Here is a 25,491-nt window from a genome sequence, read left to right as displayed (position 1 = left end):
TAGGACTATGAACGAGTTACAAGGGAGTTACAAGTTGAAGATAAAAAAGGTCGCCACACTCAGTATTAAGTTTTCTCGCTATCTTTTGGCGCGGATGACGCACGATAGAGTCAATGTGAATGCGGGCTACTTGGCATACATTACCTTGCTCTCGATCGTTCCGATGCTGACAGTTTTGCTCTCTATCTTGTCGTCATTCTCCATCTTTGCTGATGTTGGTATCGTCATTCAAAACTTCGTTATTACCAACTTTGTTCCCGCGTCTGGGGATGCCGTACACGGTGCCTTGTTAGAGTTCGTTGCCAATACCGGAAAAATGACGGCGGTCGGTAGTGTGTTCTTGTTCATTGCGGCACTGATGTTGATCTCGAATATCGATAAGAACCTAAACTACATCTGGCGTGTTAATGAGAAGCGACGTGCGGTATTGTCGTTCTCAATGTACTGGATGGTGCTAACACTTGGGCCGATCTTGGTTGGGGCGAGTATTGCTGCCACTTCGTATGTGACATCGCTCAGTCTGCTACAAAATGAAGTCGTATCTGGCGCCTTTAATACCGTAATTCGCAAACTGCCTTTGATTATCTCTTTCTTTGCGTTTTTCGGTCTGTACCTGTTGGTTCCCAACAAAAAGATACACTTTTCTCATGCGGCTGCAGGTTCTCTAGTGGCGGCTCTGTTGTTCGAACTCAGTAAGAAAGGCTTCGCGGCCTACATTACTCAATTCCCTTCTTACCAGTTGATTTATGGCGCATTGGCGGCAATACCAATTCTTTTTGTCTGGGTTTATTTGTGCTGGTTGATTGTGCTGGTGGGTGCTGAGGTGACCGCTGCATTGGGTGAGCAGGAACAGTGGAGTGACTCGAAAGAAATGGTACACTCGTCGGATAAAGACAAAATCACAGAGCAAGGAAACAACAGTGATAGCACTGATCCAGAGAGTAAGTGAAGCTGCCGTCCGTGTTGATGGCGAAGTAGTTGGTGAGATTGAGCAAGGCTTATTGGTTCTGTTAGGCGTAGAAAAAGGTGATGATGAAGCCAAAGCTAAACGTTTGATGGAACGAGTGACCACTTATCGTGTCTTTGGAGATGAAGACGATAAAATGAACCTCAACGTGAAGCAGGTAGAAGGTAAGGTATTAGTGGTGTCTCAATTCACTCTGCCGGCCGATACCAAGAAAGGGACTCGAGCAGGGTTCTCTCGTGGTGCTCACCCAGAAGATGCTGAGCGTCTTTATAACTATTTCTCTGACCAGTGTGAATCAGTGTTACCAACGGAACGTGGCCGATTCGCAGCCGACATGAAAGTGTCTTTGGTTAATGATGGCCCAGTGACATTCTGGCTGCAGGTTTAGGCTTAAAGGAATAAGCATGTTTAAACTCATAACACCAACCACCGAAAATCAGCTAAACAAGTATTACCATTTTCGTTGGCAGATGCTCCGTGAACCTTGGCGAATGCCGGTAGGTTCTGAGCGCGATGAATATGACCCAATGAGTCACCATCGCATGATCGTTGATGGTCGGGGTCGCCCGATGGCGATTGGTCGTCTGTATATCACCCCAGATCTGGAAGGTCAGATCCGCTACATGGCGGTGAAGAAATCTCGCCAAAGTAAAGGCATGGGTTCGTTGATTCTAGTCGCACTTGAGTCATTGGCTCGCCAAGAAGGTGCTAAGCGCTTGGTGTGTAATGCACGTGAAGATGCGATCTCATTCTATGAGAAGAATGAATTTGAACGTCGCGGTGAGATTAACGATCAACGTGGCCCTGTGCGTCACCAACAGATGGTTAAGCATCTTGACCCAATGGCAGACGTTCTGCGTAAGCCTGAGTGGTGTAATGAGCTTCAGCAGCGCTGGGAACATCAGATCCCGATCAGTGACAAGATGGGCATCAAGATCAACCAATACACGGGTTACCAATTTGAGTGTAGTGCTCAGCTGAATCCCAACTTGAACCCGCATAATACCATGTTTGCAGGCTCTGCCTTTACCTTAGCGACCTTAACTGGTTGGGGGATGACTTGGTTATTGATGAAAGAACGCGGGCTGACCGGTGATATCGTACTGGCAGACAGTAATATTCGTTATCGTCACCCAGTCGAGCAAAACCCAGTCGCATCCACTTCATTGGATGGGATCAGTGGCGATTTAGATCGCCTCGCGTCTGGCAGAAAAGCTCGTATCATCATTCATGTGACCATTAACAGTGGCGATGTGGAAGCGGTTGAGTTTACGGGAACCTATATGCTGATCCCTGATTATAAAAAGATACTCTCGACAGATTCTAATGTGAGCGAATAGCCCACATCTAGCACTCCGTTGATTTGGTAAGATATTGATTAAAAGCGCTACTCCTATGGAGTGGCGTTTTTTTGTTGGCAGTCGTTAATCTCCGAATACTCAGCTTGGGTGAGCTTTCCTGAGATTTGATGGCATGGGTCCGATAGGGTAATCGAGAGGGTGTGTTGCTCAGCTTTAAGCAAGTCGAGTTCTCCAGAAGCCTCGCCATTGAGCGTTTGAACCCTTTGTTCGCCTTGCTCTGCTGATGATGCACCAATAATATGCATCGGTTCGAGAGTGAAGCGCCCACGGTCAAAATGCGCATTAAGCTCTGGAATTTCAAACACGTTATCAGTCGATGTTTCAGAAAGCTTATCATTAAAGGTCATCACACCCTGGCGAACGCTGCCAGTGAGTTGCCCTGTGGTTGAGTAACCGAGCATCAGTGAGTCGCCATATAAACCTGCGGCTTGAAGTTCAAACTCGCCATAGCCGGTTGCATCGAGTGGTAATTCAAGTCGCTGCAGCATAGGCGCAATGGGTAACCCATCGGCAGAAATATCTAAGCTCCATGGCTTGCTGATTTGGTTAAAATCGAGCGTTGCATTGGCTTCAATGTAGCCATTCCTGAGTGGTGCAAACAGACGAGTCAGCGTCCATTTTCCTTGTTCGCTATTCATCTCAACCACAGGCTGTGCGCTGAGAATATTTTGGTAGCTGGCATCATTGGCGCTCGCCATCAGCTTCCCTTGCCATAAGCCCAGTTTTCTATCTTGCAGCAGTTGAACTTGATGCCCCTCGACATGTAATCCAGAGACCTGCCAGTAAGGCGTTTGTGCTAGTTGGATAAGTTGGCTGCGTTCTATATTAAGTCGGTTAATCTCGACGTTCTGGAGCTGTGTGAGCCAAGGCAATAGGCGAGCGGCCGGTAGAGGGCTATCTTGGTTTTCGGTAATCCACTTGATGCCTTGCAGGTCGAGCTGCGCCAATTGAATGCTGCTAGGGGCGACTTCGCCATTGAGCTGAACAGTGCCCTGCAGGAATTGAGTATAGAAATCCTCAATCAGAATCCGGTTTGCTTCTAGGTTGAGCTTGAGGCTTGGCTCGATGAACATGTCATCATCAATGGTCACTCCTTCTGCCTGTAGAGAAAAAATGGCTTTCTGTTGTTTCCAGATTTCAAAAGGCAGTTGGATATTTTCTAATGAGGCATCAAAGGCAGCGAGGTGGCCATCTTGCCACTCTACGTCGCTACGCAGAATATCTAAGCTATTGATGTGATTAATCTTAATGCCTGCAACATCCCACTCTTTGCTTAGTAGGTTTTGGGTCTGTTTCTGATTGAGTCGTAAGCCATCGACGGTCACATTCACCAACGACCAATCTTGTTGATATTGTTCAGCTTGCCCAGAAATCTTGGCGCCACGCCAGTCAAACGAAGCACCATAAAGGGTGCTGTCACTCGGCTTGAGGTCTAGATCAATCAACAGATTATCGAATGCCTCACCTTGCCAATACAGTTGTGAGGCAGAGAGTTGGGTTTTTCCATAAGGTAGCAGCGAGTTATCGTTGTTCCACGTTGGGGCGGAGATCTGTAGGTCGATGCCTCGCGCATTAAACTCTGGCGTCGAAAAGTCGAGATTGTTGATGGCCAGCTGGTGGAGCTTGATGTTTGGTTGGGTAAATAAAGAAGTCAGTGTTTTTAGATCGTCTGCCTCTAATTGTAGGCCGCTGATCAAAACAGATTCAAAGACCAGTTTGGCCTCTGTCATCGAGCTGGGGCTGAACCAAAGATCGATCTTGTCGATATACAGAGGTGTTTGCTTTTCTGGTTGGCTTTGGGTAATGCCCATTAAGGTGATGTGATAAGGCGCCTGATACTCAACATCTTCAATGAATACAGGTTGTTCAATCGTATGTTTGATAAAAAAGTTGGCAACATCCGCACGGTATTGGGTCTGCAGGCTTAATAGCAGCGCTGCGATAGTTGCAACGGCGATAGCCAACACAATGCCGAACACCATGAATACCTTTTTCATTCCCTGAAAGCCTTAAATTTCAATAGTCTTAAAACAGAGTGGAACAAAAAGGGTCAAGCATCAACAAAAAAGCCCCTCAAAAGAGGGGCTTGCTACAAAAATATCATTTTAAATTGGGCGTTTGCTTTTGGCTAAGCCCGAGCAGATGGTTGGATTAGTCCAGTTGAGGACCAGCTGCAACCAGTGACTTACCTTCAGCGTTGTCTGTGTACTTATCAAAGTTGTTGATGAAGCGCTCGGCTAGATCTTTCGCTTTGCTTTCCCATTGTAGAGGGTCAGTGTACGTATCGCGTGGGTCAAGGATCGCTGGGTCAACATCGTGCAGCGCTAGTGGCACTTCTAGGTTAAACATAGGGATAACCTTAGTTTCAGCGTTGTCGATTGAGCCATCTAGGATAGCGTCGATGATGCCTCGCGTATCTTGGATAGAGATACGTTTACCAGTACCGTTCCAACCTGTGTTCACTAGGTAAGCTTCAGCGCCAGCTGCTTCCATACGCTTCACAAGCACTTCAGCGTACTGAGTTGGGTGGAGAGTTAAGAATGCCGCACCAAATGCAGCAGAGAACGTTGGCGTTGGCTCAGTAATACCACGCTCAGTGCCCGCTAGTTTTGCAGTGAAGCCAGATAGGAAGTGGTACTTCGTTTGCTCTGGAGTCAGTTTAGAAACGGGTGGCAGTACACCGAATGCATCAGCAGTCAGGAAGATAACCTTTTGAGCGTGACCGGCTTTTGATACTGGTTTAACGATGTTATCGATGTGGTGAATCGGGTAAGAAACACGAGTGTTCTCAGTTTTTGAACCGTCATCAAAATCGATAGAACCATCACCACGAACTGTTACGTTTTCTAGTAGTGCATCACGACGGATTGCATTGTAGATTTCAGGTTCTGCTTCTTTAGATAGACGAATCGTCTTCGCGTAACAACCACCTTCGAAGTTGAAGATACCATCGTCATCCCAACCGTGCTCATCATCACCGATTAGCTCACGCTTAGGATCGGTTGAAAGCGTAGTTTTACCTGTACCAGATAGACCGAAGAAGATGGCTACATCGCCTTTCTCGCCGACGTTTGCACTACAGTGCATTGAAGCAATGCCTTGCAGAGGAAGCAGGTAGTTCATCATTGCGAACATGCCTTTCTTCATCTCACCGCCGTACCAAGTACCACCGATGATTTGAACGCGCTCTGTTAGGTTGAAAGCAACGAAGTTTTCAGAGTTTAGACCCTGCTTTTCCCAGTTAGGGTTAGTTGTTTTAGCACCGTTCATTACCACGAAATCAGGTTCGAACGTTGCTAGCTCTTCGTCAGTTGGACGAATGAACATGTTCTTAACGAAGTGCGCTTGCCACGCTACTTCAGTGATAATACGCACGCTTAAGCGCGTATCAGGGTTAGCACCACAATAACCGTCGATGACAAACAGGCGCTTGCCAGATAGCTGAGTTGTCACAAGCTCTTTCAGCTCATTCCATACTTCAGTTGTAATCGGTTTGTTGTCATTTTTGCCTTGATCTGACCACCACATGGTATCGCGGGTCGTGTCATCTTTAACAATGTACTTATCTTTTGGTGAGCGGCCAGTAAAGATACCAGTGTCTACCGCAACAGAGCCTAGTTCCGTTACTACGCCTTTTTCGTAGCCTTCCAAACCTGGCAGTGTTTCTTCAACGAATAACTGCTCGTAGCTAGGATTACGAAGAACTTCAGTAACGCCAGTCAGTCCGTGCTTAGTTAGATCAATTTGTGCAGCCTTTGTATGTTCCATAACGGTCATAGGTGCTCCTTGTAGGATATTTTGTAGGGATTTTGTATTAATTTTTTATTGTTATCTGCTCACCATGCTAGCAACGAGACTCGGGGGAAACAGGGATATAGCTCAAAAAATATCCATATTAGCCATGGGGTTTTAAGCGTCTCGTCACATATTGGCCCAACTAGTCTATCCTGTACGCAAACCTTTGCGCTAGGGGCGAGAACATTATTAATTGATTAAAATTAAGCGGTGATTTTATTACGAGATGTTACGGAGTTTGCGCTATTTTGATCACAAAAAAGGCCAGCTGAGGGCTGACCTTTTTGGGGTAAATTACGTGTTTTTGGTACGCCGTAAATTAATGAACCGTATTGCTGCCTTTATCTGCTGCTTCTGCGTACAGTGCATCAACATCATTCTTGTCGAACGAGTAGTCTGTGCCACAGTAATCGCAGTGTAGACCAACGCTTCCTTCGGTGCTTAGGATGTCGTAGATCTCTTCTTGAGCAACAGTAATGATTGCTGCTGCACTTCGATCGCGTGAACAGCCACAGAAGAACTCAACCGGTTGTGGTGTGAATAGCTGTACTTTCTCTTGGTTGTACAAACGGTAAAGCAGTTCGTTCGCTTCTAGAGTGAATAGCTCTTCGTTTTTCACGGTGTCTGTTAGTTGCTCTAGGTGCTCGAAGTCGTCTGGAGTACCGGTGCCGTCAGGCATTACTTGTAGCAACATACCTGCAGCGTGTGCTTTGCCTTCATGCTCGCCAGTGCGCAGCCATAGACGAGTCTTAAGCTGTTCAGAGTTGGCGAAGTAGCCTTCAAGCACTTGTGCAAGCGTGTCACCTTCAAGACCAACGATACCTTGGTAACGCTCACCTTTCTTAGGATCGATAGTGATCACTAGATGACCTTTACCCATTAGGGCGTGTAGACCTGCGTCGTCTGCGATATCGCCTTCAAAGCGAGCAACACCACGGATCTTCTGATCGTGATCGCCATTGATAACTGCTAGAGATACTGGGCCGTCACCTTGCAGCTGCATCGTGATAGAACCTTCAAACTTTAGGGTCGCCGTTAGTAGCGTCGTTGAAACCAGTAGCTCACCCAACAGCTTTTGTACTGGAGCTGGGTATTCCTTGCTAGAAATAATCTGTTGGTACGCTTCGTCCATCTGTACCAATTCACCACGTACTGATAGGTCTTCAAATAGGTAGCGATTTAAAACATTACTTGTAGACATTGGGTCTGCCATTTGGCTATTCCTTCTAGCTTATTGAGTCTTGAACTTGATGATGTCACGACGTTGCTTTTTATCTGGGCGACGTTCTGGTGCTGGGCTATGAGCATTTAGCTTGCGCTGTTGTGCAAACTCTTCTCTTTTTGCCAAACTCTCGGTGGTTTCTTTATAGAGGGTTTGAGCGATCGGAGCTCCACCGCGATGGGCAGAGATTTTCTCGATCGTTACCGTCTTTTCTTCATTACCTTGGCGCAGTGTAATCACAGCCCCAAGTTCGACAATTTTACTTGGCTTGCTGCGCTGACCATTATAGTGGACTTTGCCACCATCGACCATGTTGCGAGCAATAGACCGGGTTTTGTAAAAACGAGCTGCCCACAACCATTTATCGAGTCTGACAGCTTCATTAGCAGTTTTCATATAGGGCTGTGCCTTATTAAGTGAGAAATGAATGCGGTTTAACTGTAATGAACAGTGCGCAACATGTTTTTGATGATGCTTATCACATTAAGTAGAAGTTTATGTGGAGGCGATGGGCTTTTTTTTCAAGGAAGATTGCAAAATAGCGCAGGTTATGAAGATTTACAGGTTGTCTATGATATAGTTTGCGACCCTGTGCTTTAAATAAGCCTGAATAGGATGTATGAACAAAAAAGCTGAAAGTTTAGTAAGTTACAGTTTTCTTAGTTATTGGAAGGGTTGGTTAAAGTGAACTTTTTAGATATCAAAAGTCACGTAGGAAATTCTCCTGTGTTGAGTCGCTTATTAGAGAATGGATTTGTACTTCAGCAGAAACTAAGCTTAGTCACCTGTTGTGTATTGATTACAGCTTCCGCATGGATTTTAGGACAGCTTGCATGGTTTATCGAACCTGCTGAGCAAACTTTCGTGCCTTGGGTAGCAACGGCTTCATCGTCTTCAGCACCTCAATCGACCCTTGATATCTCTTCTTTGCAGCGGAGCAACATGTTTGGTGCTTATAACCCAAGCACGCCCGCTGTGGTTGAACAGCAAGTTATCCAAGATGCGCCTAAGACGCGTTTAAACCTCGTTTTAGTGGGTGCAGTCGCGAGCTCAAATCCAAAACTGAGCTTAGCGGTGATCGCCAATCGCGGCACGCAAGCGACCTACGGGATTAATGAAGAGATTGAAGGCACCCGAGCCAAGCTAAAAGCGGTATTAATCGATCGCGTGATCATTGATAACTCAGGACGAGACGAAACCTTGATGCTTGAAGGTATTGAGTACAAGCGTTTGGCCGTATCAGCGCCTGCAGCACCTCGTAGCTCTTCTTCAGTTCGTGGTAATAACCCGGCTTCTGCAGAAGAGAAGCTTGATGAAATTAAAGCGAAGATAATGAAAGATCCGCAACAAATCTTCCAATATGTTCGACTGTCTCAGGTGAAGCGCGACGATAGCGTTATTGGTTATCGCGTGAGCCCTGGCAAAGATTCAGAACTTTTTAACTCAGTAGGGCTCCAAAACGGAGATATTGCTACTCAGTTAAATGGTCAAGACCTGACTGACCCCGCCGCTATGGGCAACATATTCCGTTCTATCTCCGAGCTGACAGAGCTAAACCTCGTCGTCGAGAGAGATGGTCAACAACATGAAGTGTTTATTGAATTTTAAAACTTTGCGTCTAACGAAGGACGAAAGTGTAGGAGAAGTACGTGAAGCATTGGTTTAAGAAAAGTGCATGGTTATTGGCAGGAAGCTTAATCTGCACACCCGCAGCCATCGCGAGTGATTTTAGTGCCAGCTTTAAGGGCACTGACATTCAAGAGTTTATTAATATTGTTGGTCGTAACCTAGAGAAGACCATCATCGTTGATCCATCGGTGCGCGGAAAAATCGATGTACGCAGTTACGACGTATTGAATGAAGAGCAATATTACAGCTTCTTCTTAAACGTACTAGAGGTGTATGGCTATGCAGTCGTCGAAATGGACTCGGGTGTTCTTAAGATCATCAAAGCCAAAGATTCTAAAACCTCGGCGATCCCCGTTGTTGGTGACCGTGATTCGATCACTGGTGATAGCGTAGTGACACGCGTAGTGACGGTTCGTAACGTCTCGGTTCGTGAACTTTCTCCTCTGCTTCGTCAACTGAACGACAATGCTGGCGCGGGTAACGTTGTGCACTACGACCCAGCCAACATCATCCTTATTACAGGCCGAGCGGCGGTAGTAAACCGTTTAGCTGAAATCATCAAGCGTGTTGACCAAGCTGGTGATAAAGAGATTGAAGTTGTTGAGCTAAAGAACGCTTCAGCAGCAGAGATGGTGCGTATTGTTGACGCACTAAGCAAAACCACAGATGCGAAGAATACGCCTGCATTTCTACAGCCTAAATTGGTTGCCGATGAGCGTACTAATGCAATTCTTATTTCCGGTGACCCTAAGGTACGTAGCCGTTTAAGAAAGCTGATTGAACAGCTTGATGTCGAAATGGCAACCAAGGGCAACAACCAAGTTATTTATCTTAAGTATGCAAAAGCAGAAGACTTAGTCGATGTACTGAAAGGCGTGTCGGATAACCTGCAACAAGAGAAACAATCATCAACCAAAGGCAGTTCATCGCAACGCAACCAAGTAATGATCTCAGCTCACAGTGATACCAACTCTTTGGTAATTACAGCGCAGCCAGACATCATGAATGCTCTACAAGATGTTATTGCCCAGTTAGATATTCGTCGTGCTCAGGTATTGATCGAAGCCTTGATTGTTGAAATGGCAGAAGGTGACGGTGTTAACCTTGGTGTGCAATGGGGTAATCTAGAAACGGGCGCTATGATTCAGTACAGCAATACTGGTGCATCGATTGGTGGTGTAATGGTGGGCCTAGAAGAAGCGAAAGATACTGAAACGACCACTGCAGTCTATGACGATAACGGCGACTTTGTGCGTAATGAGACGACTACAGAAGCTGGTGACTATTCAACCTTGGCTTCTGCACTTTCTGGCGTTAATGGTGCCGCAATGAGTGTGGTGATGGGTGATTGGACTGCGCTGATCAGTGCGGTAGCGACCGACTCCAACTCAAACATTCTGTCTTCTCCTAGCATTACAGTTATGGATAACGGCGAAGCGTCGTTCATTGTGGGTGAAGAGGTTCCGGTTCTAACGGGATCAACTGCGGGTTCAAGTAATGATAACCCATTCCAAACGGTCGATCGTAAAGAAGTGGGTATCAAGCTTAAAGTGGTGCCACAAATCAACGAAGGTGACTCGGTTCAGCTGCAAATAGAACAAGAAGTATCGAACGTATTAGGCGCAAACGGGGCAGTAGATGTTCGTTTTGCTAAGCGTCAGCTAAATACGTCAGTGATTGTTCAAGACGGTCAAATGCTGGTGCTGGGTGGCTTGATTGACGAGCGAGCGCTGGAAAGTGAATCTAAGGTGCCGTTCTTGGGCGATATCCCTGTTCTAGGACACCTGTTCAAATCAACCAGTACTCAGGTTGAGAAAAAGAACCTAATGGTCTTCATCAAACCAACCATTATTCGTGATGGTATGACAGCCGATGGTATCACGCAGCGTAAATACAACTTCATCCGTGCTGAGCAGTTGTACAAGGCTGAGCAAGGACTGAAATTAATGGCAGACGATAACATCCCGGTATTGCCTAAATTTGGCGAAAGCATGAATTACCCGGCTGAACTTCAAGCCTTCATTGATCAGATGGAAACAGAATAATGGCTGAATTGGTAGGGGCGGCACGTACTTATCAGCGCTTGCCGTTTAGCTTTGCGAATCGCTATAAGATGGTGTTGGAGTATCAACATCCAGAGCGCGCACCGATACTTTATTATGTTGAGCCACTGAAATCGGCGGCGATCATTGAAGTGAGTCGTGTTGTGAAAAATGGTTTCACGCCACAAGCGATTACTCTCGATGAGTTTGATAAAAAACTGACCGATGCTTATCAGCGTGACTCGTCGGAAGCTCGTCAGCTCATGGAAGACATTGGTGCTGATAGTGATGATTTCTTCTCACTAGCGGAAGAACTGCCTCAAGACGAAGACTTACTTGAATCAGAAGATGATGCACCAATCATCAAGTTAATCAATGCGATGCTGGGTGAGGCGATCAAAGAGGGTGCTTCGGATATACACATCGAAACCTTTGAGAAATCACTGTCGATCCGTTTCCGTATTGATGGTGTGTTACGTGATGTGTTGGCGCCGAGCCGTAAACTGGCTCCGCTGCTCGTGTCACGTGTAAAGGTTATGGCTAAATTGGATATTGCGGAAAAACGCGTGCCACAAGATGGTCGTATTTCTTTGCGTATTGGTGGCCGAGCGGTTGATGTTCGTGTTTCAACCATGCCTTCTTCGCACGGTGAGCGTGTGGTAATGCGTCTGTTGGACAAAAACGCCACTCGTCTAGACTTGCACAGTTTAGGTATGACAGCAGAAAACCATGAAAACTTCCGTAAGCTGATTCAGCGCCCACACGGCATTATCTTGGTGACCGGCCCGACAGGTTCAGGTAAATCGACGACCCTGTACGCAGGCCTGCAAGAACTCAACAGCAATGAACGAAACATTTTAACCGTTGAAGACCCGATCGAATTCGATATCGATGGCATTGGTCAAACACAAGTGAACCCTAAGGTTGATATGACCTTTGCGCGTGGTTTACGTGCCATTCTTCGTCAAGATCCTGATGTGGTCATGATTGGTGAGATCCGTGATTTGGAAACCGCAGAGATCGCTGTCCAAGCCTCTTTGACCGGTCACTTAGTTATGTCGACTCTGCATACCAATACTGCCGTTGGTGCGATTACACGTCTGCGTGATATGGGCATCGAACCCTTCTTGATCTCTTCTTCGCTGCTGGGTGTTTTGGCTCAGCGCTTGGTTCGCACCCTGTGTAACGACTGTAAAGAACCTTACGAAGCGGATAAAGAACAGAAAAAACTGTTTGGGTTGAAGAAGAAAGACAGCCTAACGCTTTACCATGCCAAAGGGTGTGAAAGCTGCAGTCACAAAGGCTATCGAGGCCGTACCGGTATTCATGAACTCCTGATGATTGACGATTCGGTACAAGAGCTGATTCACAGTGAAGCTGGCGAACAGGCAATTGAGAAAGCAATTCGTGGCACAACACCAAGTATTCGAGATGATGGCTTGAGCAAAGTTCTGAAAGGGGTAACGTCCCTAGAAGAAGTGATGCGCGTGACCAAGGAAGTCTAGTATGGCGGCATTTGAATACAAAGCACTGGATGCCAAGGGTAAGAGCAAAAAGGGCTCGATTGAAGCGGATAACGCTCGTCAGGCTCGCCAGCGCTTAAAAGAACAAGGCTTGATGCCGGTTGAGATGACCGAAGCTAAAGCTAAAACGACGAAAGGTGCACAGCCTTCGACCAGCTTTAAGCGTGGTATCAGCACGCCAGACCTTGCTTTGATTACTCGCCAAATTTCCACCTTGGTGCAATCAGGCATGCCGCTAGAAGAGTGCTTGAAAGCCGTGGCGGAGCAATCTGAAAAGCCACGTATTCGAACCATGTTACTGGCGGTTCGTTCGAAGGTAACGGAAGGTTATTCGCTAGCCGATAGCTTGGCTGATTACCCACATGTCTTTGATGAACTGTTTAGAGCCATGGTCGCGGCTGGTGAGAAATCGGGTCACTTAGATGCGGTATTGGAGCGACTGGCTGATTACGCAGAAAACCGTCAGAAGATGCGCTCTAAGTTGCTGCAAGCGATGATCTACCCTGTGGTGCTGGTGGTGTTTGCGGTGACGATTGTTTCGTTCCTGCTGGCAACCGTGGTACCTAAGATCGTTGAACCGATTATCCAAATGGGCCAAGAACTTCCTCAATCGACACAATTTTTATTGGCATCGAGTGAATTTATCCAGAATTGGGGCATCCAATTACTGTTGTTGATCATCGGTGTGATTGTGTTGATTAAGACCGCTCTGAAAAAGCCGGGTGTTCGCATGAGTTGGGATCGCAAGCTATTAAGCATTCCACTGATCGGCAAGATCGCGAAAGGAATTAATACCTCTCGTTTTGCACGAACACTCTCTATCTGTACCTCGAGTGCGATTCCTATCCTTGAGGGGATGAAGGTTGCGGTTGATGTAATGTCGAATCACCATGTGAAGCAACAAGTACTGCAGGCGTCAGACAGTGTTAGAGAAGGGGCAAGCCTGCGTAAAGCGCTCGATCAAACCAAACTCTTCCCTCCAATGATGCTGCATATGATCGCCAGTGGTGAGCAGAGTGGTCAGTTAGAGCAAATGCTAACAAGAGCGGCAGATAACCAGGATCAAAGCTTTGAATCGACCGTGAATATCGCATTAGGTATCTTTACGCCAGCACTTATCGCTTTGATGGCAGGCTTAGTACTGTTCATTGTGATGGCGACTCTGATGCCGATGCTTGAAATGAATAATTTGATGAGCGGCTAACCTACCGCTTATAAGACGTTAGTTTTTGGATTAACGAGAAGAAGGACATTATTACCTTCAACTCGCTGTCTGTAATTTGGAGAAAATAATGAAAAATAAAATGAAGAAACAATCAGGCTTTACTCTACTCGAGGTGATGGTTGTTGTGGTTATCCTTGGCGTATTGGCGAGCTTTGTTGTACCTAACCTATTGGGTAATAAAGAGAAGGCAGACCAACAAAAAGCCATCACTGATATCGTGGCGTTAGAGAACGCGCTAGATATGTACAAACTGGATAACAGCGTTTACCCAACAACGGATCAAGGTCTTGATGCATTGGTTTCTAAGCCAAGCAGCCCAGAGCCTCGTAACTACCGCGACGGTGGCTACATCAAGCGTCTGCCAAACGACCCATGGGGTAACGAGTACCAATACCTAAGCCCTGGTGATAACGGCACTATTGATATTTTCACTCTTGGTGCTGATGGCCAAGAAGGTGGTGAAGGTATTGCGGCGGATATCGGCAACTGGAACATGCAGGATTTCCAATAAGCTTCAGCTTATTGTTTGATTCGTTATTGATGCTTGATACGTTATTGATGGTAGGACGTAAACAGATGGAGTCTAAAGGTGAAAACTAAGCAAACACAGCCAGGTTTCACCTTGATTGAGATTCTCTTGGTGTTGGTACTACTGTCAGTAACGGCGGTTGCGGTGATCGCGACCATTCCTACCAATAGCAAAGATGTTGCTAAAAAATACGCTCAAAGCTTTTATCAGCGAGTTCAATTACTCAATGAAGAGGCTATTTTGAGCGGCTTAGATTTTGGCGTTCGAGTTGATGAAAAGAAATCGACCTATGTACTGATGGCGCTTAAGTCTGAAGGCTGGCAAGAAGTCGATTTTGAAAAAATCCCCTCTTTAACTGAACTACCGGAAGAACTCGCATTGTCACTGACCTTAGGTGGTGGCGCATGGGAAGACGATGATCGGTTGTTCAACCCAGGAAGCTTGTTTGATGAAGATATGTTTGCTGATCTTGAAGAGGAAAAGAAGCCGAAACCACCACAGATCTACATCTTGTCGAGTGCTGAAATGACGCCATTTGTATTGTCGTTTTATCCAAATACCGGAGACACCATACAAGATGGTTGGCGTATTCGAGTATTGGACAATGGTGTGATTCGACTGCTAGAACCGGGAGAAGAAGATGAAGAGGAATAACCGTTCTCCTTATCGTTTTCGTGGTATGCCCCTTGGTTCTCGAGGAATGACGCTGCTTGAGGTATTGGTTGCGCTCGCTATCTTTGCGACTGCGGCGATCAGTGTGATTCGTGCTGTTACTCAGCACATCAATACCCTCAGTTATCTCGAAGAAAAAACCTTCGCGGCTATGGTCGTTGATAATCAAATGGCTTTGGTGATGCTGCATCCTGAGAAGCTAAAAAAAGCGCAGGGCACACAAGAGTTGGCCGAGAGAGAGTGGTTTTGGAAGGTCACGCCAATCGATACTAGCGATGATTTATTAAAGGCGTTTGATGTGAGTGTGGCAACCAGTAAACAAGCTTCTCCAGTGGTCACGGTGCGCAGCTATGTGGTCAAGTAAAAGCGTGTCGTTAGCTCAGAGCAAGTCGCTAAGTAAGAGCATGTCCGCCAATAAGCGTGTGTCTCGTACACAAGGTCTATCTTCGAACGGGAGAGGCTTTACCTTAATTGAGGTTTTGGTCTCGATCGCTATCTTTGCCACGTTAAGCATGGCGGCTTATCAGGTAGTCAATCAGGTTCAGCGCAGCAACGAGCTTTCAATCGAGCGTAGTGCTCGTTTAAATCAACTGCAACGTAGCTTAGTCATTTTAGATAATGATTTTCGCCAGATGGCGGTACGACAATTTCGTACCAACGGTGAAGAAGCATCATCTAAGCTGATCTTAATTAAAGAGTATTTACTGGATTCCGACAGCGTTGGCATCATGTTTACTCGCCTTGGCTGGCATAACCCACAGCAGCAGTTTCCTCGCGGAGAAGTCACCAAAGTGGGTTACCGCATTAAAGAAGAAACGCTTGAGCGTGTGTGGTGGCGCTACCCCGATACCCCTGCAGGCCAAGAGGGTGTGATTACGCCTTTGCTTGATGATGTTGAAAGCTTGGAATTCGAGTTTTATGACGGAAGCCGCTGGGGGAAAGAGTGGCAAGCCGACAAATCGCTACCGAAAGCGGTAAGGTTAAAGCTAACCTTGAAAGATTATGGTGAGATAGAGCGTATTTATCTCACCCCTGGTGGCACGCTAGATCAGGCCGATGATTCTTCAAACAGTGACTCTTCAAGTAGTAATGAGGGGAATAATGACTCATCGAACTAATAAGTTTGCACTGACAAGGTCTGCCATGGGGCGCAAGCAGCGAGGTGTTGCGCTGATCATTATCCTGATGCTACTGGCGATAATGGCAACCATCGCAGGCAGTATGTCGGAACGCCTGTTTACTCAATTTAAGCGCGTGGGCAATCAACTGAGTTACCAACAGGCTTACTGGTACAGCATTGGTGTCGAAGCGCTGGTGCAAGACGGCATTAGGCAAAGCTACAAAGACAGTGATACCGTCAACTTGAGTCAACCATGGGCGTTAGAAGAACAGGTATACCCGTTGGATTATGGTCAAGTTAAAGGCCGTATTGTTGATGCTCAGGCATGTTTTAATCTCAATGCGTTGGCTGGTGTGGCGACGACTTCAAGTAACCAAACACCTTATTTAATTACGGTTTGGCAAACCTTGTTGGAAAACCAAGATATTGAGCCTTATCAGGCCGAGGTTATCGCACATTCAAGCTGGGAATTTGTTGATAGTGATACCCGAACCACCTCTTCAGCAGGTGTCGAAGACAGTACTTATGAGGCGATGAAGCCATCTTATTTGGCAGCGAATGGCTTAATGGCCGATGAGTCCGAGCTACGCGCGGTTTATCAAGTCACGGGTGAGGTGATGAATAAGGTTCGCCCCTTTGTTTGTGCTTTGCCGAGCGACGATTTCCGTTTGAATGTGAATACTCTTACGGAAAAGCAGGCGCCGTTATTGGAAGCGATGTTTGCCCCCGGCTTAAGTGAATCGGATGCCAAACAGCTGATAGACAAACGCCCATTCGATGGTTGGGATACGGTGGATGCGTTTATGGCTGAGCCTGCTATTGTGGGTGTGAGTGCCGAAGTCAGCAAAAAAGCGAAAGCATATTTAACTGTAGATAGCGCCTATTTTGAGCTAGATGCAGAGGTATTAGTTGAGCAGTCACGTGTACGTATACGGACGCTTTTCTATAGTAGTAATCGAGAAACAGTGACGGTAGTACGCCGTCGTTTTGGAGGAATCAGTGAGCGAGTTTCTGACCGTTCGACTGAGTAGCGAACCACAAAGCCCTGTGCAGTGGTTAGTTTGGTCGACAAGCCAACAAGAAGTGATAGCAAGTGGCGAACTGTCTAGCTGGGAGCAGCTGGATGAGTTAACGCCTTACGCTGAAAAGCGTAGCTGTATCGCTTTATTGCCGGGAAATGAATGCTTAATTAAGCGTGTTGAGATCCCGAAAGGTGCTGCTCGCCAGTTCGATTCTATGCTGCCGTTTTTATTAGAAGACGAAGTCGCACAAGATATCGAAGACTTACACCTGACTATTTTAGAGAAAGACGCAACGCACGCGACAGTGTGTGGTGTGGAACGTGATTGGCTTAAGCAGGCGCTGGATACTTTCCGCGAAGCGAACATTATCTTTCGTAAAGTATTGCCTGATACCTTAGCGTTGCCTTTAGAAGATCAGGGCATCAGTGCGCTGCAGATCGACCAACATTGGTTATTGCGTCAAAGCAACTATCAAGCAGTGTCGATCAATGAGGCGTGGCTAGCGATGTTCTTACAAAGCGATTGGGTTGCCTTAGATGACGAAGAGCAATCACCAACGATTTTTAGCTACACCGCACTGCCAAGTGATGACGTTCAACTGCAAAGTGGCATTGAGTGGCAAGCTAAACCTGCGGAACTGGTGATGTCTTTACTGAGCCAACAAGCCATTACAAGTGGCGTAAACTTACTGACTGGCACCTTTAAAACCAAATCTTCATTCAGTAAGTACTGGCGTGTATGGCAAAAAGTAGCGATCGCAGCTTGTTTGCTGGTGGCGGTGATCGTCACTCAGCAAGTCTTAAAGGTTCAGCAGTACGAAGCACAAGCCGAAGCGTACCGAACGGAGAGTGAACGTATTTTTAGAAGCGTACTTCCGGGCAAGCAACGTATTCCGACGGTCAGCTACCTTAAGCGTCAGATGAACGATGAAGCCAAGAAATATGGCGGCTCAGGCGATGGTGATTCTTTATTGGGTTGGTTAGCATTGCTGCCTGAAACCTTAGGTCAGGTGAAATCAATTGAAGTCGAAAGCATTCGCTACGATGGTAATCGTTCTGAGATTCGACTCCAGGCGAAAAGCTCTGACTTCCAACATTTTGAGACCGCAAGAGTGAAGCTCGAAGAGAAATTTACCGTCGAACAAGGTCCATTAAACCGTAATGGCGATGCCGTATTTGGCAGCTTTACTCTTAAACCCCATCAATAACCTGCGTAAGGAGATCAGTGATGAGAAATATGATTGAGCCACTCCAAGCGTGGTGGACTTCAATAAGTCAAAGAGAGCAACGATTAGTGATTGGTTGCTCAATTCTATTGGTGGTCGGTGTCGTTTATTGGGGGCTAATCCAGCCACTCAGTCAGCGAGCTGAACTTGCGCAGACCCGCATTCAAAGCGAGAAGCAACTACTGGCTTGGGTAACCAATAAAGCCAATGAAGTGGTTGAGCTACGAGGCAGTGGCGGCATTAGTGCCAGTCAACCTCTGAATCAATCTGTGCCTGCTTCTATGCGTCGCTTTAATATCGAGCTGATACGTGTGCAACCACGTGGCGAGATGTTGCAAGTGTGGGTAAAACCTGTGCCTTTTAATAAGTTCGTTGACTGGCTTACATACCTGAAAGAAAAACAGGGTGTTGAGGTCGAGTTTATGGATATTGATCGCTCTGATAACCCAGGGGTTATTGACGTCAACCGACTACAGTTTAAACGAGGTTAATGTGAAACGCGGTTTATCTTTTAAGTATGGCCTGCTCTTCAGTGGCATCTTTATCGTCTTTTTCTCGGTCAGTTTGTTGCTGCACTTGCCGGCTTCTTTTGCTCTAAAGCAGGCACCTGCTGTGCGCGGTTTGAGTATCGAAGGCGTTGAGGGCACCATTTGGCAAGGCAGCGCTAACAACATCGTGTGGCAGCGCATTAATTACGGTTCAGTGCAGTGGGATTTCCAGTTTTCTAAGTTATTCCAAGCCAAAGCAGAACTGGCGGTTCGTTTTGGTCGTAACAGTGACATGAATTTATCAGGTAAAGGGCGTGTCGGGTACAGCATGAGCGGCGCATATGCAGAAAACTTAGTGGCTTCAATGCCTGCTATGAACGTGATGAAATACGCTCTAGCCATTCCAGTACCGGTTTCTATTGGTGGGCAAGTTGAACTGACGATTAAGCATGCGGTTCACGCTCAGCCTTGGTGTCAATCTGGCGAAGGTACATTGGCTTGGTCTGGTGCCGCAGTCGACTCTCCTGTTGGTTCGTTAGACCTTGGTCCTGTGATTGCGGACATAACCTGTGAAGACAGCACAATTGCAGCGAAAGGCACTCAGAAGAGCGATCAGGTAGACAGTGAGTTCTCAGCGAGCCTAACACCTAACCAACGCTACACGTTGGCAGCATGGTTTAAGCCGGGGGCGGAATTCCCGCCAGCAATGCAGAGTCAGCTTAAGTGGTTGGGCAACCCTGATAGCCAAGGTAAGTACCAGTTTACTTATCAAGGCCGTTTTTAGTGCTTTGTTAAAAAGTGAACGAGTAAGAGAAAGGGCGGTAGAATTAAATTCTATCGCCCTTTGGTTTATCAGGGGGGGGGACACTAGTCAGCGTAGTATTTACTTTCTAGCATTTTTTCTGCGTAGTTTTGCGTTGGCTGAGATGATTTCAGGACTTGGCTACTATAAGCTGCAGCAGGAGTAGTAGCGGAGTCAGGAGTAGTAGCGGAGTCAGGAGTAGCCGCGGAGTCAGGGTCAGTTGTTGACCATTGATTTATTGGAGTTAGGCTGAAACTTAGGTTGTCGCTTACTTCAATTTCAAATACATACCACCAACGTTCTGCATCTCCCTCTGGTGGAGTAAACACAGTGCGATTACCGTCTAAAATGATTTCTACTTTTGTCTCTCGGCGCTGAATATCGCCGGTTCCAGAGTACTTGTATACGCCATAACGATAAGTTCCAGGAACAGTAAAGTCAGGAATGGTCACAACTTCTGGGCCATAACTACTTGTATCATCAACATCTAAGAAAATATTATTGCCAGATTGATTGAAGTTCTTATTGCCATAGTAAACGTGGAATCGACCATCTTCACCATTTGGGCCATAGAAGTGTGTATCTAAGTCTCTAGGGTTTTGTCCCCAGGTTAGTTGGATCTTGGTTGTAGCATCATCAAGGGTTAAGCACTCATTCATGGTTTCATCACGTGAATCGGTGTGTATAGTTTCTGTGCGACTTTGATACTGGCTTTCTGCAGAGATCAGCACTGTACTATCTTGTCTAACCGGTATTCTAAAGTTACCTTGAGCATCACTATAGGCAGATGAGCGACCATTATAGTTAACACCTTCCGAACGAATCCTTGCATTGGCAATTGATTGATTTTCTTTGTCAACGACACAACCATCAACGTATACAGTTTCATAAATTCTATCTGCATTCCATGTTGTGAAGTGAGTAACTTCCCCAACATAGAATCCATCGTCTAAAGTAGCGGTACCGTCTTCTACCCAAATACCTTGTACTTCATCGTAATAGAAGAGTGGGATTGTGGCTGGTGGATTCGAACCTGACGCAGGGATTCTAACTTGTGCGGTTTTACCATCTGCTAATTGTAGCTCATTGCCTTCACTATCAGTAAAGGTTGCAGTGACCGCACCAAAAGATTCAATCAGAACTGTTTCTCCTGAAGGAATCTCAGTAACCATTTCGCCAGGCATCAAATCAATATCCAACGATGGATCGATTACGAATAGTTCGGAACTAATTTGTCCAGTTACGGCTTCCCCTTGCGCGTTCACGAAGCTCTGAGCTTCTACTGAAACAAGAGTTTCATTATCGACTTGTAGATCTGAAGCGACTTGACTATCGAAGTTAACATTTGCGTGAATTGTCGGTAGATACAAGTTTATTGCCGTACCGATATCTGAAAATTGCTTAGATTCTGAAGCTTCAGAAAAGCCTATAGCATCAGCCGATACAATAATTGCTTTATTGGTATCTAAATCAGTGTCTAATACCTTAATACTGTATTTACCTGATGCGTTAGAATTTCCTTCGGCTAAAACAGCTCCATCATTCGAAATTTTGACGACGCTATCTTCAATCGCTGTATTCTCATAATAGCTAGAGACTTCACCTTGTACCGTGTAGTAGAACAATTCAGAGAGTTTGAAAGTGTTTTGCGCAATTACGGCGCCATCTTCTAAGCCATCTTGAACCTTCAAAACGATGTCGTCGTGAATGATTGAGGCAAGAACAGAAGAAGATATCGTCAGTTCTCCGGTCTCTGAAACAGACAGCCCATTAGGCGCGTTGGTCAAAGAGAACTGAATATCAGAACCATTGTTTTCATCGTCTGGATCGGTGACTTGAACTTGAAAAGATAGTGATTCACCAGCTTCTACACTTAAGCTAGCAAAAGACTCTATTTGTACAGGGTCGTTGACTGCTGAAATTATTACAATGCCACTATTACTGATAGTAAATTCTTCATCTGAAACACTAAAAGATAAGTTCGCATCGCCATTGTAATCTTGCAATGCTGTAAGAGTAATCGAGTCACTGTTTTCTGTAATAGTTATGGCTGGGTTATCAATTGATAAGTTTGTAATTGTTAAAATACTAGAGTCGACATCTGTCACATTACTTAGAAGAGTTGCATGAGAAATAGTAAGAGCAACATCTTCATTAGTATTAAGCTGTAATGGTGTCTCTGCTACCGGAGTGTCGTTGACAGGCGTTACAGTTATTGAAAATGTTTGAGTGTCAGATAGGTTTGTATCACTTGAAGCGACGGCCTTAACGGTGATCTCACCAGATGTAAGGATACCTTCTAGTGGTATCCATGTGAGCAAACCATCACTGCTTAAAGTCATACCAGTAGGTATATTGGTTGCAGAGTAGGCCACGGGTTCTGAATGGTTTGTTGATAGTTGATATTGGTATTGAATGTCTTCTGTGGCGGTTGTACTTGCCGTAGAGTTGATTTCAAATGATGAGCTTGGTGGTGTTTGTGGGCTATTATCTGAACTGTCGCTACCGCATCCTGATAGAATTAGAGCGATGGTACTAGCTAGCAAACTAAGACGTTTCATGGAGTATCCATTCCTATTTATTATTAAGTTGCTTTTTATAGATAGGAATGGAACTAACATCAAATCATTTGTATAGAAAATAGTTGCCCATTGAACTTTATTCACATTTTATATTTTAAAGTTAGGGTGAGGTCTCAATGTTATGTAATTGATAAAACTAATCTTTACCCTGAAGTATTTCTGCCCACGGTAAATCTGCATCACCGAGTACAATGAAGTTCGGGTTTTCTAGCGTTTCTCTTTCATTGTACGAAAGCGGCTCTAGCTGAGTACTTAAGATACGTCCGCCAGCTTCTTCAACAATGCACTGCGTTGCGGCGGTATCCCATTCTCCGGTTGGTCCAAGGCGCAGATAACAATCCACAGCCCCTTCTGCGACTAAACATGCCTTAAGCGCTGCTGAGCCTAGAGGAACCAAATCATAATTCCATGCTGAGCTCATACGGCTAGTGATGCGATTGATGTCTTGGCGACGGCTGATCGCCATGGCGATTGACTGGTTTGGCAGCTCGTGACGATGCGTTTTGATTTTCACGCTGTCATTAAGGTCTGGGATCTTCCAAGCGCCTTTGCCACTGTAAGCGTAATAGCTCACACCTGAAACGGGTGCGTATACCACGCCCATCACTGGCTTGTTATGCTCGATTAGGGCGATAATTGTCGCGAAATCACCACTTCGTGCGATGAACTCCTGGGTGCCGTCCAGTGGGTCAACTAACCAGTAGCGATCCCATTGAGAGCGTTGCTCTAGGCTGATGTCGGCGTCTTCTTCGGATAATACGGGAATATCAGGCGTCAATTCACTGAGTTTTTTTAATATCAGCTTATGTGCTGCAAGATCGGCACTGGTTACTGGAGTGTCATCACTCTTAATGAACTCTTCGTAATCCTTTTTCTCGTAGATCTCTAAGATGAGTTGACCAGCAGAGCGAGCAATCTCAATGACAGAGGGTAGGAGGTGAGACAAATCTTTTGTTATTGGCATAAATGTTCTCTTACTCTTAGAGCGAGCCTGAATGTTCTAGTTATTGTTTAATACACGAAGGCTTAAAAGCAGGGCTGTAATACTCCGAGCCTCACAGAAATCGAGATGTGTTAACAGTTCTTCGGCTTGAGCAAGTGGCCAGCGCACAATATCGAGAGGCTCTGGCTCATCACCTTCTAGCTTTTCTGGGTAGAGGTCTTCTGCAATAAACAGCGTCATTTTGCTAGAGAAGTAAGAGGGTGCAAGGATCACTTCCTTCAGCGGAGTAAGCTTGTTGGCACCGAAGCCTATCTCTTCTTTGAGTTCGCGAACGGCGGCTTCGTTTGGCTGCTCACCTGGATCAATCAGCCCTTTTGGAAAGCCAAGTTCGTAGCGTTCAGTTCCCGCTGCATATTCACGTACTAATAGAATATCGCCTTGCTCAGTAATAGGAACCATCATCACTGCGTTGCGCCCGCTGGGCTTCATGCGTTCGTAAGTGCGCTCTTCGCCGTTTGAAAAGCGTAAGTCGAGAGACTCGATAGAGAATAGTCTTGATTGAGCGACAGTTTGTTTAGCCAAAATCTCTGGCTTGGTCCTTTTCGTCATTGCGCTCGCTCCTTAGCTCATTGGAATTCTTTCTTATAAAGTCATTCTAATATAGGGGAAATGACCTTGAGTTCCTAGATCCGAGTTTTCATATCCGAAAATTATTGAAGCAGGAATCGATTACGATCACTTGAATACCTTACTCAAGATGGTAACGAGGTGAAAATATGGTTGTATAGCAAAAGAGTATAGAGAGAACGCGATAGTCCTAACTTGCTTATCCACATAACAAAAAAGGTTGATGCTTGCGCATCAACCTTTCAAATAACAACTAACACTAAATCAGTGATTAGTAGTAAGAGTGCTCACCACGATCGTGCTCAGTTGCATCACGAACAGCAGTCAGTTCACCTTCAAACTGTTGAAGAAGTTCTTTCTCGATGCCTTCTTTTAGCGTTACATCAACCATAGAACAACCGTTACAACCACCACCGAATGCTACAATAGCTGCGCCGTCTTCAGTGATTTCTACCAAGCTAACGTGACCGCCGTGACCAGCAAGTTGTGGGTTAACTTGTGTTTGAATTGCGTATTCAACACGTTCTAGAAGTGGTGCATCGTCTGCGACTTTACGCATCTTAGCGTTTGGTGCTTTAAGCGTTAGCTGAGAGCCCATTTTGTCAGTAACGAAGTCAATTTCAGCTTCATCTAGGAACGGTAGGCTTAGCTCATCTACGTATGCAGAGAAAGCTTCGAATTTAAGCTCTGTGTCAGACGCTTCGATAGCATCTGTTGGGCAGTAAGAAACACCACACTCAGCGTTTTGTGTGCCTGGGTTTACCACGAACACACGAATGTTTGTACCTTCAGGCTGCTGTGACAGCAGATTGGCAAAGTGAGTTTGAGCTGTTTCTGTAATAGTAATATTTGACACGACGAATACCTGAGTAGATTTGTAGGTTATTAGCGCCATTCTACTCCTGTCAGATTTGTAATTCAGCCCTTTTTTGTTGGATTGCTGTACAAGTAGTGATTCACAGCTTTTATCCAGAGGGCTCAGGAGTGCGGCAGATGCAGTAAATATCAATCCTTTTAACGTCCACTTCAAGTAGTAATTGGCATAATTGATACACAGTACTGCCGGTGGTTACAACATCATCAATTATCGCGACGTGAGAGGGGATAGTTCCTTGAACGTCTTGTTTTCGCAGCGCAAAAGCGCTCTTTAGATTGTGTAATCGTGCGGATTTAGTCAGCCCCTGCTGGGAAGCCGTTGAGCGAATTCGACGAAAGAGCACATCACTTTCAACGCCAAGCTCTTGAGCCGTGTAGTCGGCTAGCAGCTTACTTTGATTAAAGCCGCGATGAGTATATCGACGCCAATGCAGCGGCACGCTGGTGATCAGCGGAGCAGGATATTCGATACGTGATGCCAATAGCTTAGATAGATCACGTGCAAACCAAAACTTATCAGCGTACTTCATTTGCTGAATGTAACCTGCTGTAGGGAAGGTGTAATCGCCGACACAGTAGAGGCGATGCCAAGGTGGAGGTTGAGATAAGCACTGTCCGCACTGCTCTACTGTGAGCAGTGTTTTTAAACCACATCGTTGGCAGCGTGGTACTGGCTGAAAGAGTTTGAGACAAGAATTGCACCATCGAGGATGTGTATCACTGGGCAGTTTATCAAGTTTGCACAGGTGGCATTGAGGTGTGACCAGACGTGGTGTGTGTTTTTGTAGCCAATCGGATAACATAGCTCGTGATGCTTTTGGGTTATGGTGTTCCTTTTGCT

At 45.9% G+C, this 25,491-nt stretch carries 24 protein-coding genes; 15 read left to right on the top strand and 9 right to left on the bottom strand.

The window, feature by feature from the left end; all coding sequences use genetic code 11:
- The first annotated feature begins 7 nt into the window (after positions 1-7).
- Genes AB4209_RS07205 through AB4209_RS07195 form a run of 3 tightly spaced genes read left to right on the top strand, consistent with a single transcriptional unit; the run spans position 8 to position 2,307 of the window.
- A complete protein-coding gene (locus AB4209_RS07205; protein ID WP_372055333.1) occupies positions 8-949 on the top strand; it encodes a virulence factor BrkB family protein in 942 nt (313 codons plus the stop codon).
- Positions 921-1,355 carry a D-aminoacyl-tRNA deacylase gene (dtd, locus tag AB4209_RS07200; protein ID WP_004735590.1) on the top strand — a complete coding sequence of 145 codons (435 nt, stop codon included), beginning with the start codon at positions 921-923 and terminating at the stop codon, positions 1,353-1,355. Before AB4209_RS07205 ends, dtd begins: the two co-directional genes overlap by 29 nt.
- Before the next feature lie 16 nt (positions 1,356-1,371).
- Positions 1,372-2,307, top strand: coding sequence for a bifunctional GNAT family N-acetyltransferase/hotdog fold thioesterase (locus tag AB4209_RS07195; protein ID WP_102394592.1), 936 nt, complete (start codon positions 1,372-1,374; stop codon positions 2,305-2,307).
- A gap of 53 nt (positions 2,308-2,360) precedes the next feature.
- Here the strand turns inward: AB4209_RS07195 and AB4209_RS07190 are convergent, their stop codons facing one another.
- The 4 genes from AB4209_RS07190 to hslR form a co-directional block, all read right to left on the bottom strand.
- A complete protein-coding gene (locus AB4209_RS07190; protein ID WP_372055331.1) occupies positions 2,361-4,325 on the bottom strand; it encodes an AsmA family protein in 1,965 nt (654 codons plus the stop codon).
- A 154-nt stretch (positions 4,326-4,479) separates the two neighbouring features.
- Positions 4,480-6,105 carry a phosphoenolpyruvate carboxykinase (ATP) gene (pckA, locus tag AB4209_RS07185; protein ID WP_017062492.1) on the bottom strand — a complete coding sequence of 542 codons (1,626 nt, stop codon included), beginning with the start codon at positions 6,103-6,105 and terminating at the stop codon, positions 4,480-4,482.
- A 337-nt stretch (positions 6,106-6,442) separates the two neighbouring features.
- Positions 6,443-7,336, bottom strand: coding sequence for an Hsp33 family molecular chaperone HslO (hslO, locus tag AB4209_RS07180; RefSeq protein WP_372055330.1), 894 nt, complete (start codon positions 7,334-7,336; stop codon positions 6,443-6,445).
- A gap of 18 nt (positions 7,337-7,354) precedes the next feature.
- Complete coding sequence (gene hslR, locus AB4209_RS07175) at positions 7,355-7,741, bottom strand: ribosome-associated heat shock protein Hsp15 (protein ID WP_372055328.1); 387 nt, start codon at positions 7,739-7,741, stop codon at positions 7,355-7,357.
- Between the two features lie 330 nt (positions 7,742-8,071).
- On the opposite strand from hslR, the gene gspC reads away from it, so the two are divergent.
- From gspC to AB4209_RS07115, 12 genes are all read left to right on the top strand, one after another.
- On the top strand, positions 8,072-8,953 hold the full coding sequence (gene gspC / locus AB4209_RS07170; protein WP_372055326.1) for a type II secretion system protein GspC: 882 nt from the start codon (positions 8,072-8,074) through the stop codon (positions 8,951-8,953).
- Between the two features lie 41 nt (positions 8,954-8,994).
- Complete coding sequence (gspD, locus tag AB4209_RS07165) at positions 8,995-11,019, top strand: type II secretion system secretin GspD (protein WP_372055324.1); 2,025 nt, start codon at positions 8,995-8,997, stop codon at positions 11,017-11,019.
- On the top strand, positions 11,019-12,521 hold the full coding sequence (gene gspE, locus AB4209_RS07160; protein WP_372055323.1) for a type II secretion system ATPase GspE: 1,503 nt from the start codon (positions 11,019-11,021) through the stop codon (positions 12,519-12,521). The genes gspD and gspE overlap by 1 nt, the downstream gene beginning before the upstream one ends.
- A gap of 1 nt (position 12,522) precedes the next feature.
- A complete protein-coding gene (gspF, locus tag AB4209_RS07155; protein ID WP_372055321.1) occupies positions 12,523-13,743 on the top strand; it encodes a type II secretion system inner membrane protein GspF in 1,221 nt (406 codons plus the stop codon).
- A gap of 88 nt (positions 13,744-13,831) precedes the next feature.
- Positions 13,832-14,275: a type II secretion system major pseudopilin GspG gene (gene gspG, locus AB4209_RS07150; RefSeq protein WP_004741459.1), complete on the top strand. Its 444-nt coding sequence runs from the start codon at positions 13,832-13,834 to the stop codon at positions 14,273-14,275.
- A gap of 78 nt (positions 14,276-14,353) precedes the next feature.
- On the top strand, positions 14,354-14,947 hold the full coding sequence (gene gspH / locus AB4209_RS07145) for a type II secretion system minor pseudopilin GspH (protein WP_017062484.1): 594 nt from the start codon (positions 14,354-14,356) through the stop codon (positions 14,945-14,947).
- Positions 14,934-15,329, top strand: coding sequence for a type II secretion system minor pseudopilin GspI (gene gspI / locus AB4209_RS07140; protein ID WP_017062483.1), 396 nt, complete (start codon positions 14,934-14,936; stop codon positions 15,327-15,329). Before gspH ends, gspI begins: the two co-directional genes overlap by 14 nt.
- Positions 15,316-16,083 (top strand): type II secretion system minor pseudopilin GspJ, encoded by a 768-nt coding sequence (gene gspJ / locus AB4209_RS07135; RefSeq protein ID WP_372055319.1) that lies wholly within the window; start codon positions 15,316-15,318, stop codon positions 16,081-16,083. The genes gspI and gspJ overlap by 14 nt, the downstream gene beginning before the upstream one ends.
- Positions 16,067-17,116 (top strand): type II secretion system minor pseudopilin GspK, encoded by a 1,050-nt coding sequence (gene gspK, locus AB4209_RS07130; RefSeq protein WP_372055317.1) that lies wholly within the window; start codon positions 16,067-16,069, stop codon positions 17,114-17,116. Before gspJ ends, gspK begins: the two co-directional genes overlap by 17 nt.
- Positions 17,085-18,314, top strand: coding sequence for a type II secretion system protein GspL (gene gspL / locus AB4209_RS07125; RefSeq protein WP_372055315.1), 1,230 nt, complete (start codon positions 17,085-17,087; stop codon positions 18,312-18,314). Before gspK ends, gspL begins: the two co-directional genes overlap by 32 nt.
- Positions 18,315-18,334: 20 nt before the next feature.
- Positions 18,335-18,823, top strand: a complete 489-nt coding sequence (locus AB4209_RS07120; RefSeq protein WP_019826466.1) for a type II secretion system protein M — start codon at positions 18,335-18,337, stop codon at positions 18,821-18,823.
- Between the two features lies 1 nt (position 18,824).
- Positions 18,825-19,604, top strand: a complete 780-nt coding sequence (locus AB4209_RS07115) for a type II secretion system protein N (RefSeq protein WP_372055313.1) — start codon at positions 18,825-18,827, stop codon at positions 19,602-19,604.
- Between the two features lie 83 nt (positions 19,605-19,687).
- Here the strand turns inward: AB4209_RS07115 and AB4209_RS07110 are convergent, their stop codons facing one another.
- The 5 genes from AB4209_RS07110 to AB4209_RS07090 form a co-directional block, all read right to left on the bottom strand.
- Complete coding sequence (locus AB4209_RS07110; protein WP_372055312.1) at positions 19,688-22,183, bottom strand: cadherin-like domain-containing protein; 2,496 nt, start codon at positions 22,181-22,183, stop codon at positions 19,688-19,690.
- A 157-nt stretch (positions 22,184-22,340) separates the two neighbouring features.
- A complete protein-coding gene (gene cysQ / locus AB4209_RS07105; protein WP_059021843.1) occupies positions 22,341-23,168 on the bottom strand; it encodes a 3'(2'),5'-bisphosphate nucleotidase CysQ in 828 nt (275 codons plus the stop codon).
- A gap of 36 nt (positions 23,169-23,204) precedes the next feature.
- The gene (gene nudE, locus AB4209_RS07100; protein WP_017062476.1) at positions 23,205-23,756 is read right to left on the bottom strand and encodes an ADP compounds hydrolase NudE; all 552 of its coding nucleotides are present in this window, start codon (positions 23,754-23,756) and stop codon (positions 23,205-23,207) included.
- A gap of 289 nt (positions 23,757-24,045) precedes the next feature.
- The gene (gene nfuA / locus AB4209_RS07095) at positions 24,046-24,630 is read right to left on the bottom strand and encodes a Fe-S biogenesis protein NfuA (protein ID WP_004741449.1); all 585 of its coding nucleotides are present in this window, start codon (positions 24,628-24,630) and stop codon (positions 24,046-24,048) included.
- 109 nt (positions 24,631-24,739) lie between these two features.
- Complete coding sequence (locus tag AB4209_RS07090) at positions 24,740-25,453, bottom strand: ComF family protein (protein ID WP_170962812.1); 714 nt, start codon at positions 25,451-25,453, stop codon at positions 24,740-24,742.
- Positions 25,454-25,491 lie beyond the last annotated feature (38 nt).

Origin of the sequence: Vibrio sp. 10N.286.48.C11 (genome assembly GCF_041469805.1) — a bacterium.
In the GTDB taxonomy this organism is placed as follows: domain Bacteria; phylum Pseudomonadota; class Gammaproteobacteria; order Enterobacterales; family Vibrionaceae; genus Vibrio; species Vibrio crassostreae_C.
Note: the sequence above shows the minus strand (reverse complement) of the source record. Positions and strands in the feature narration are given on the sequence as shown.

Excerpts from the sequence above, each read along its gene's own strand:
- AB4209_RS07190 (WP_372055331.1), bottom strand. The coding sequence starts at position 4,325 with ATGAAAAAGGTATTCATGGTGTTCGGCATTGTGTTGGCTATCGCCGTT.
- gspI (WP_017062483.1), top strand. The coding sequence starts at position 14,934 with ATGAAGAGGAATAACCGTTCTCCTTATCGTTTTCGTGGTATGCCCCTT.
- gspF (WP_372055321.1), top strand. The coding sequence starts at position 12,523 with ATGGCGGCATTTGAATACAAAGCACTGGATGCCAAGGGTAAGAGCAAA.
- gspK (WP_372055317.1), top strand. The coding sequence starts at position 16,067 with ATGACTCATCGAACTAATAAGTTTGCACTGACAAGGTCTGCCATGGGG.
- hslR (WP_372055328.1), bottom strand. The coding sequence starts at position 7,741 with ATGAAAACTGCTAATGAAGCTGTCAGACTCGATAAATGGTTGTGGGCA.
- pckA (WP_017062492.1), bottom strand. The coding sequence starts at position 6,105 with ATGACCGTTATGGAACATACAAAGGCTGCACAAATTGATCTAACTAAG.
- AB4209_RS07195 (WP_102394592.1), top strand. The coding sequence starts at position 1,372 with ATGTTTAAACTCATAACACCAACCACCGAAAATCAGCTAAACAAGTAT.
- AB4209_RS07205 (WP_372055333.1), top strand. The coding sequence starts at position 8 with ATGAACGAGTTACAAGGGAGTTACAAGTTGAAGATAAAAAAGGTCGCC.
- hslO (WP_372055330.1), bottom strand. The coding sequence starts at position 7,336 with ATGGCAGACCCAATGTCTACAAGTAATGTTTTAAATCGCTACCTATTT.
- AB4209_RS07090 (WP_170962812.1), bottom strand. The coding sequence starts at position 25,453 with ATGTTATCCGATTGGCTACAAAAACACACACCACGTCTGGTCACACCT.
- AB4209_RS07120 (WP_019826466.1), top strand. The coding sequence starts at position 18,335 with ATGAGAAATATGATTGAGCCACTCCAAGCGTGGTGGACTTCAATAAGT.
- cysQ (WP_059021843.1), bottom strand. The coding sequence starts at position 23,168 with ATGCCAATAACAAAAGATTTGTCTCACCTCCTACCCTCTGTCATTGAG.
- gspG (WP_004741459.1), top strand. The coding sequence starts at position 13,832 with ATGAAAAATAAAATGAAGAAACAATCAGGCTTTACTCTACTCGAGGTG.
- AB4209_RS07110 (WP_372055312.1), bottom strand. The coding sequence starts at position 22,183 with ATGAAACGTCTTAGTTTGCTAGCTAGTACCATCGCTCTAATTCTATCA.
- gspJ (WP_372055319.1), top strand. The coding sequence starts at position 15,316 with ATGTGGTCAAGTAAAAGCGTGTCGTTAGCTCAGAGCAAGTCGCTAAGT.
- gspE (WP_372055323.1), top strand. The coding sequence starts at position 11,019 with ATGGCTGAATTGGTAGGGGCGGCACGTACTTATCAGCGCTTGCCGTTT.
- nudE (WP_017062476.1), bottom strand. The coding sequence starts at position 23,756 with ATGACGAAAAGGACCAAGCCAGAGATTTTGGCTAAACAAACTGTCGCT.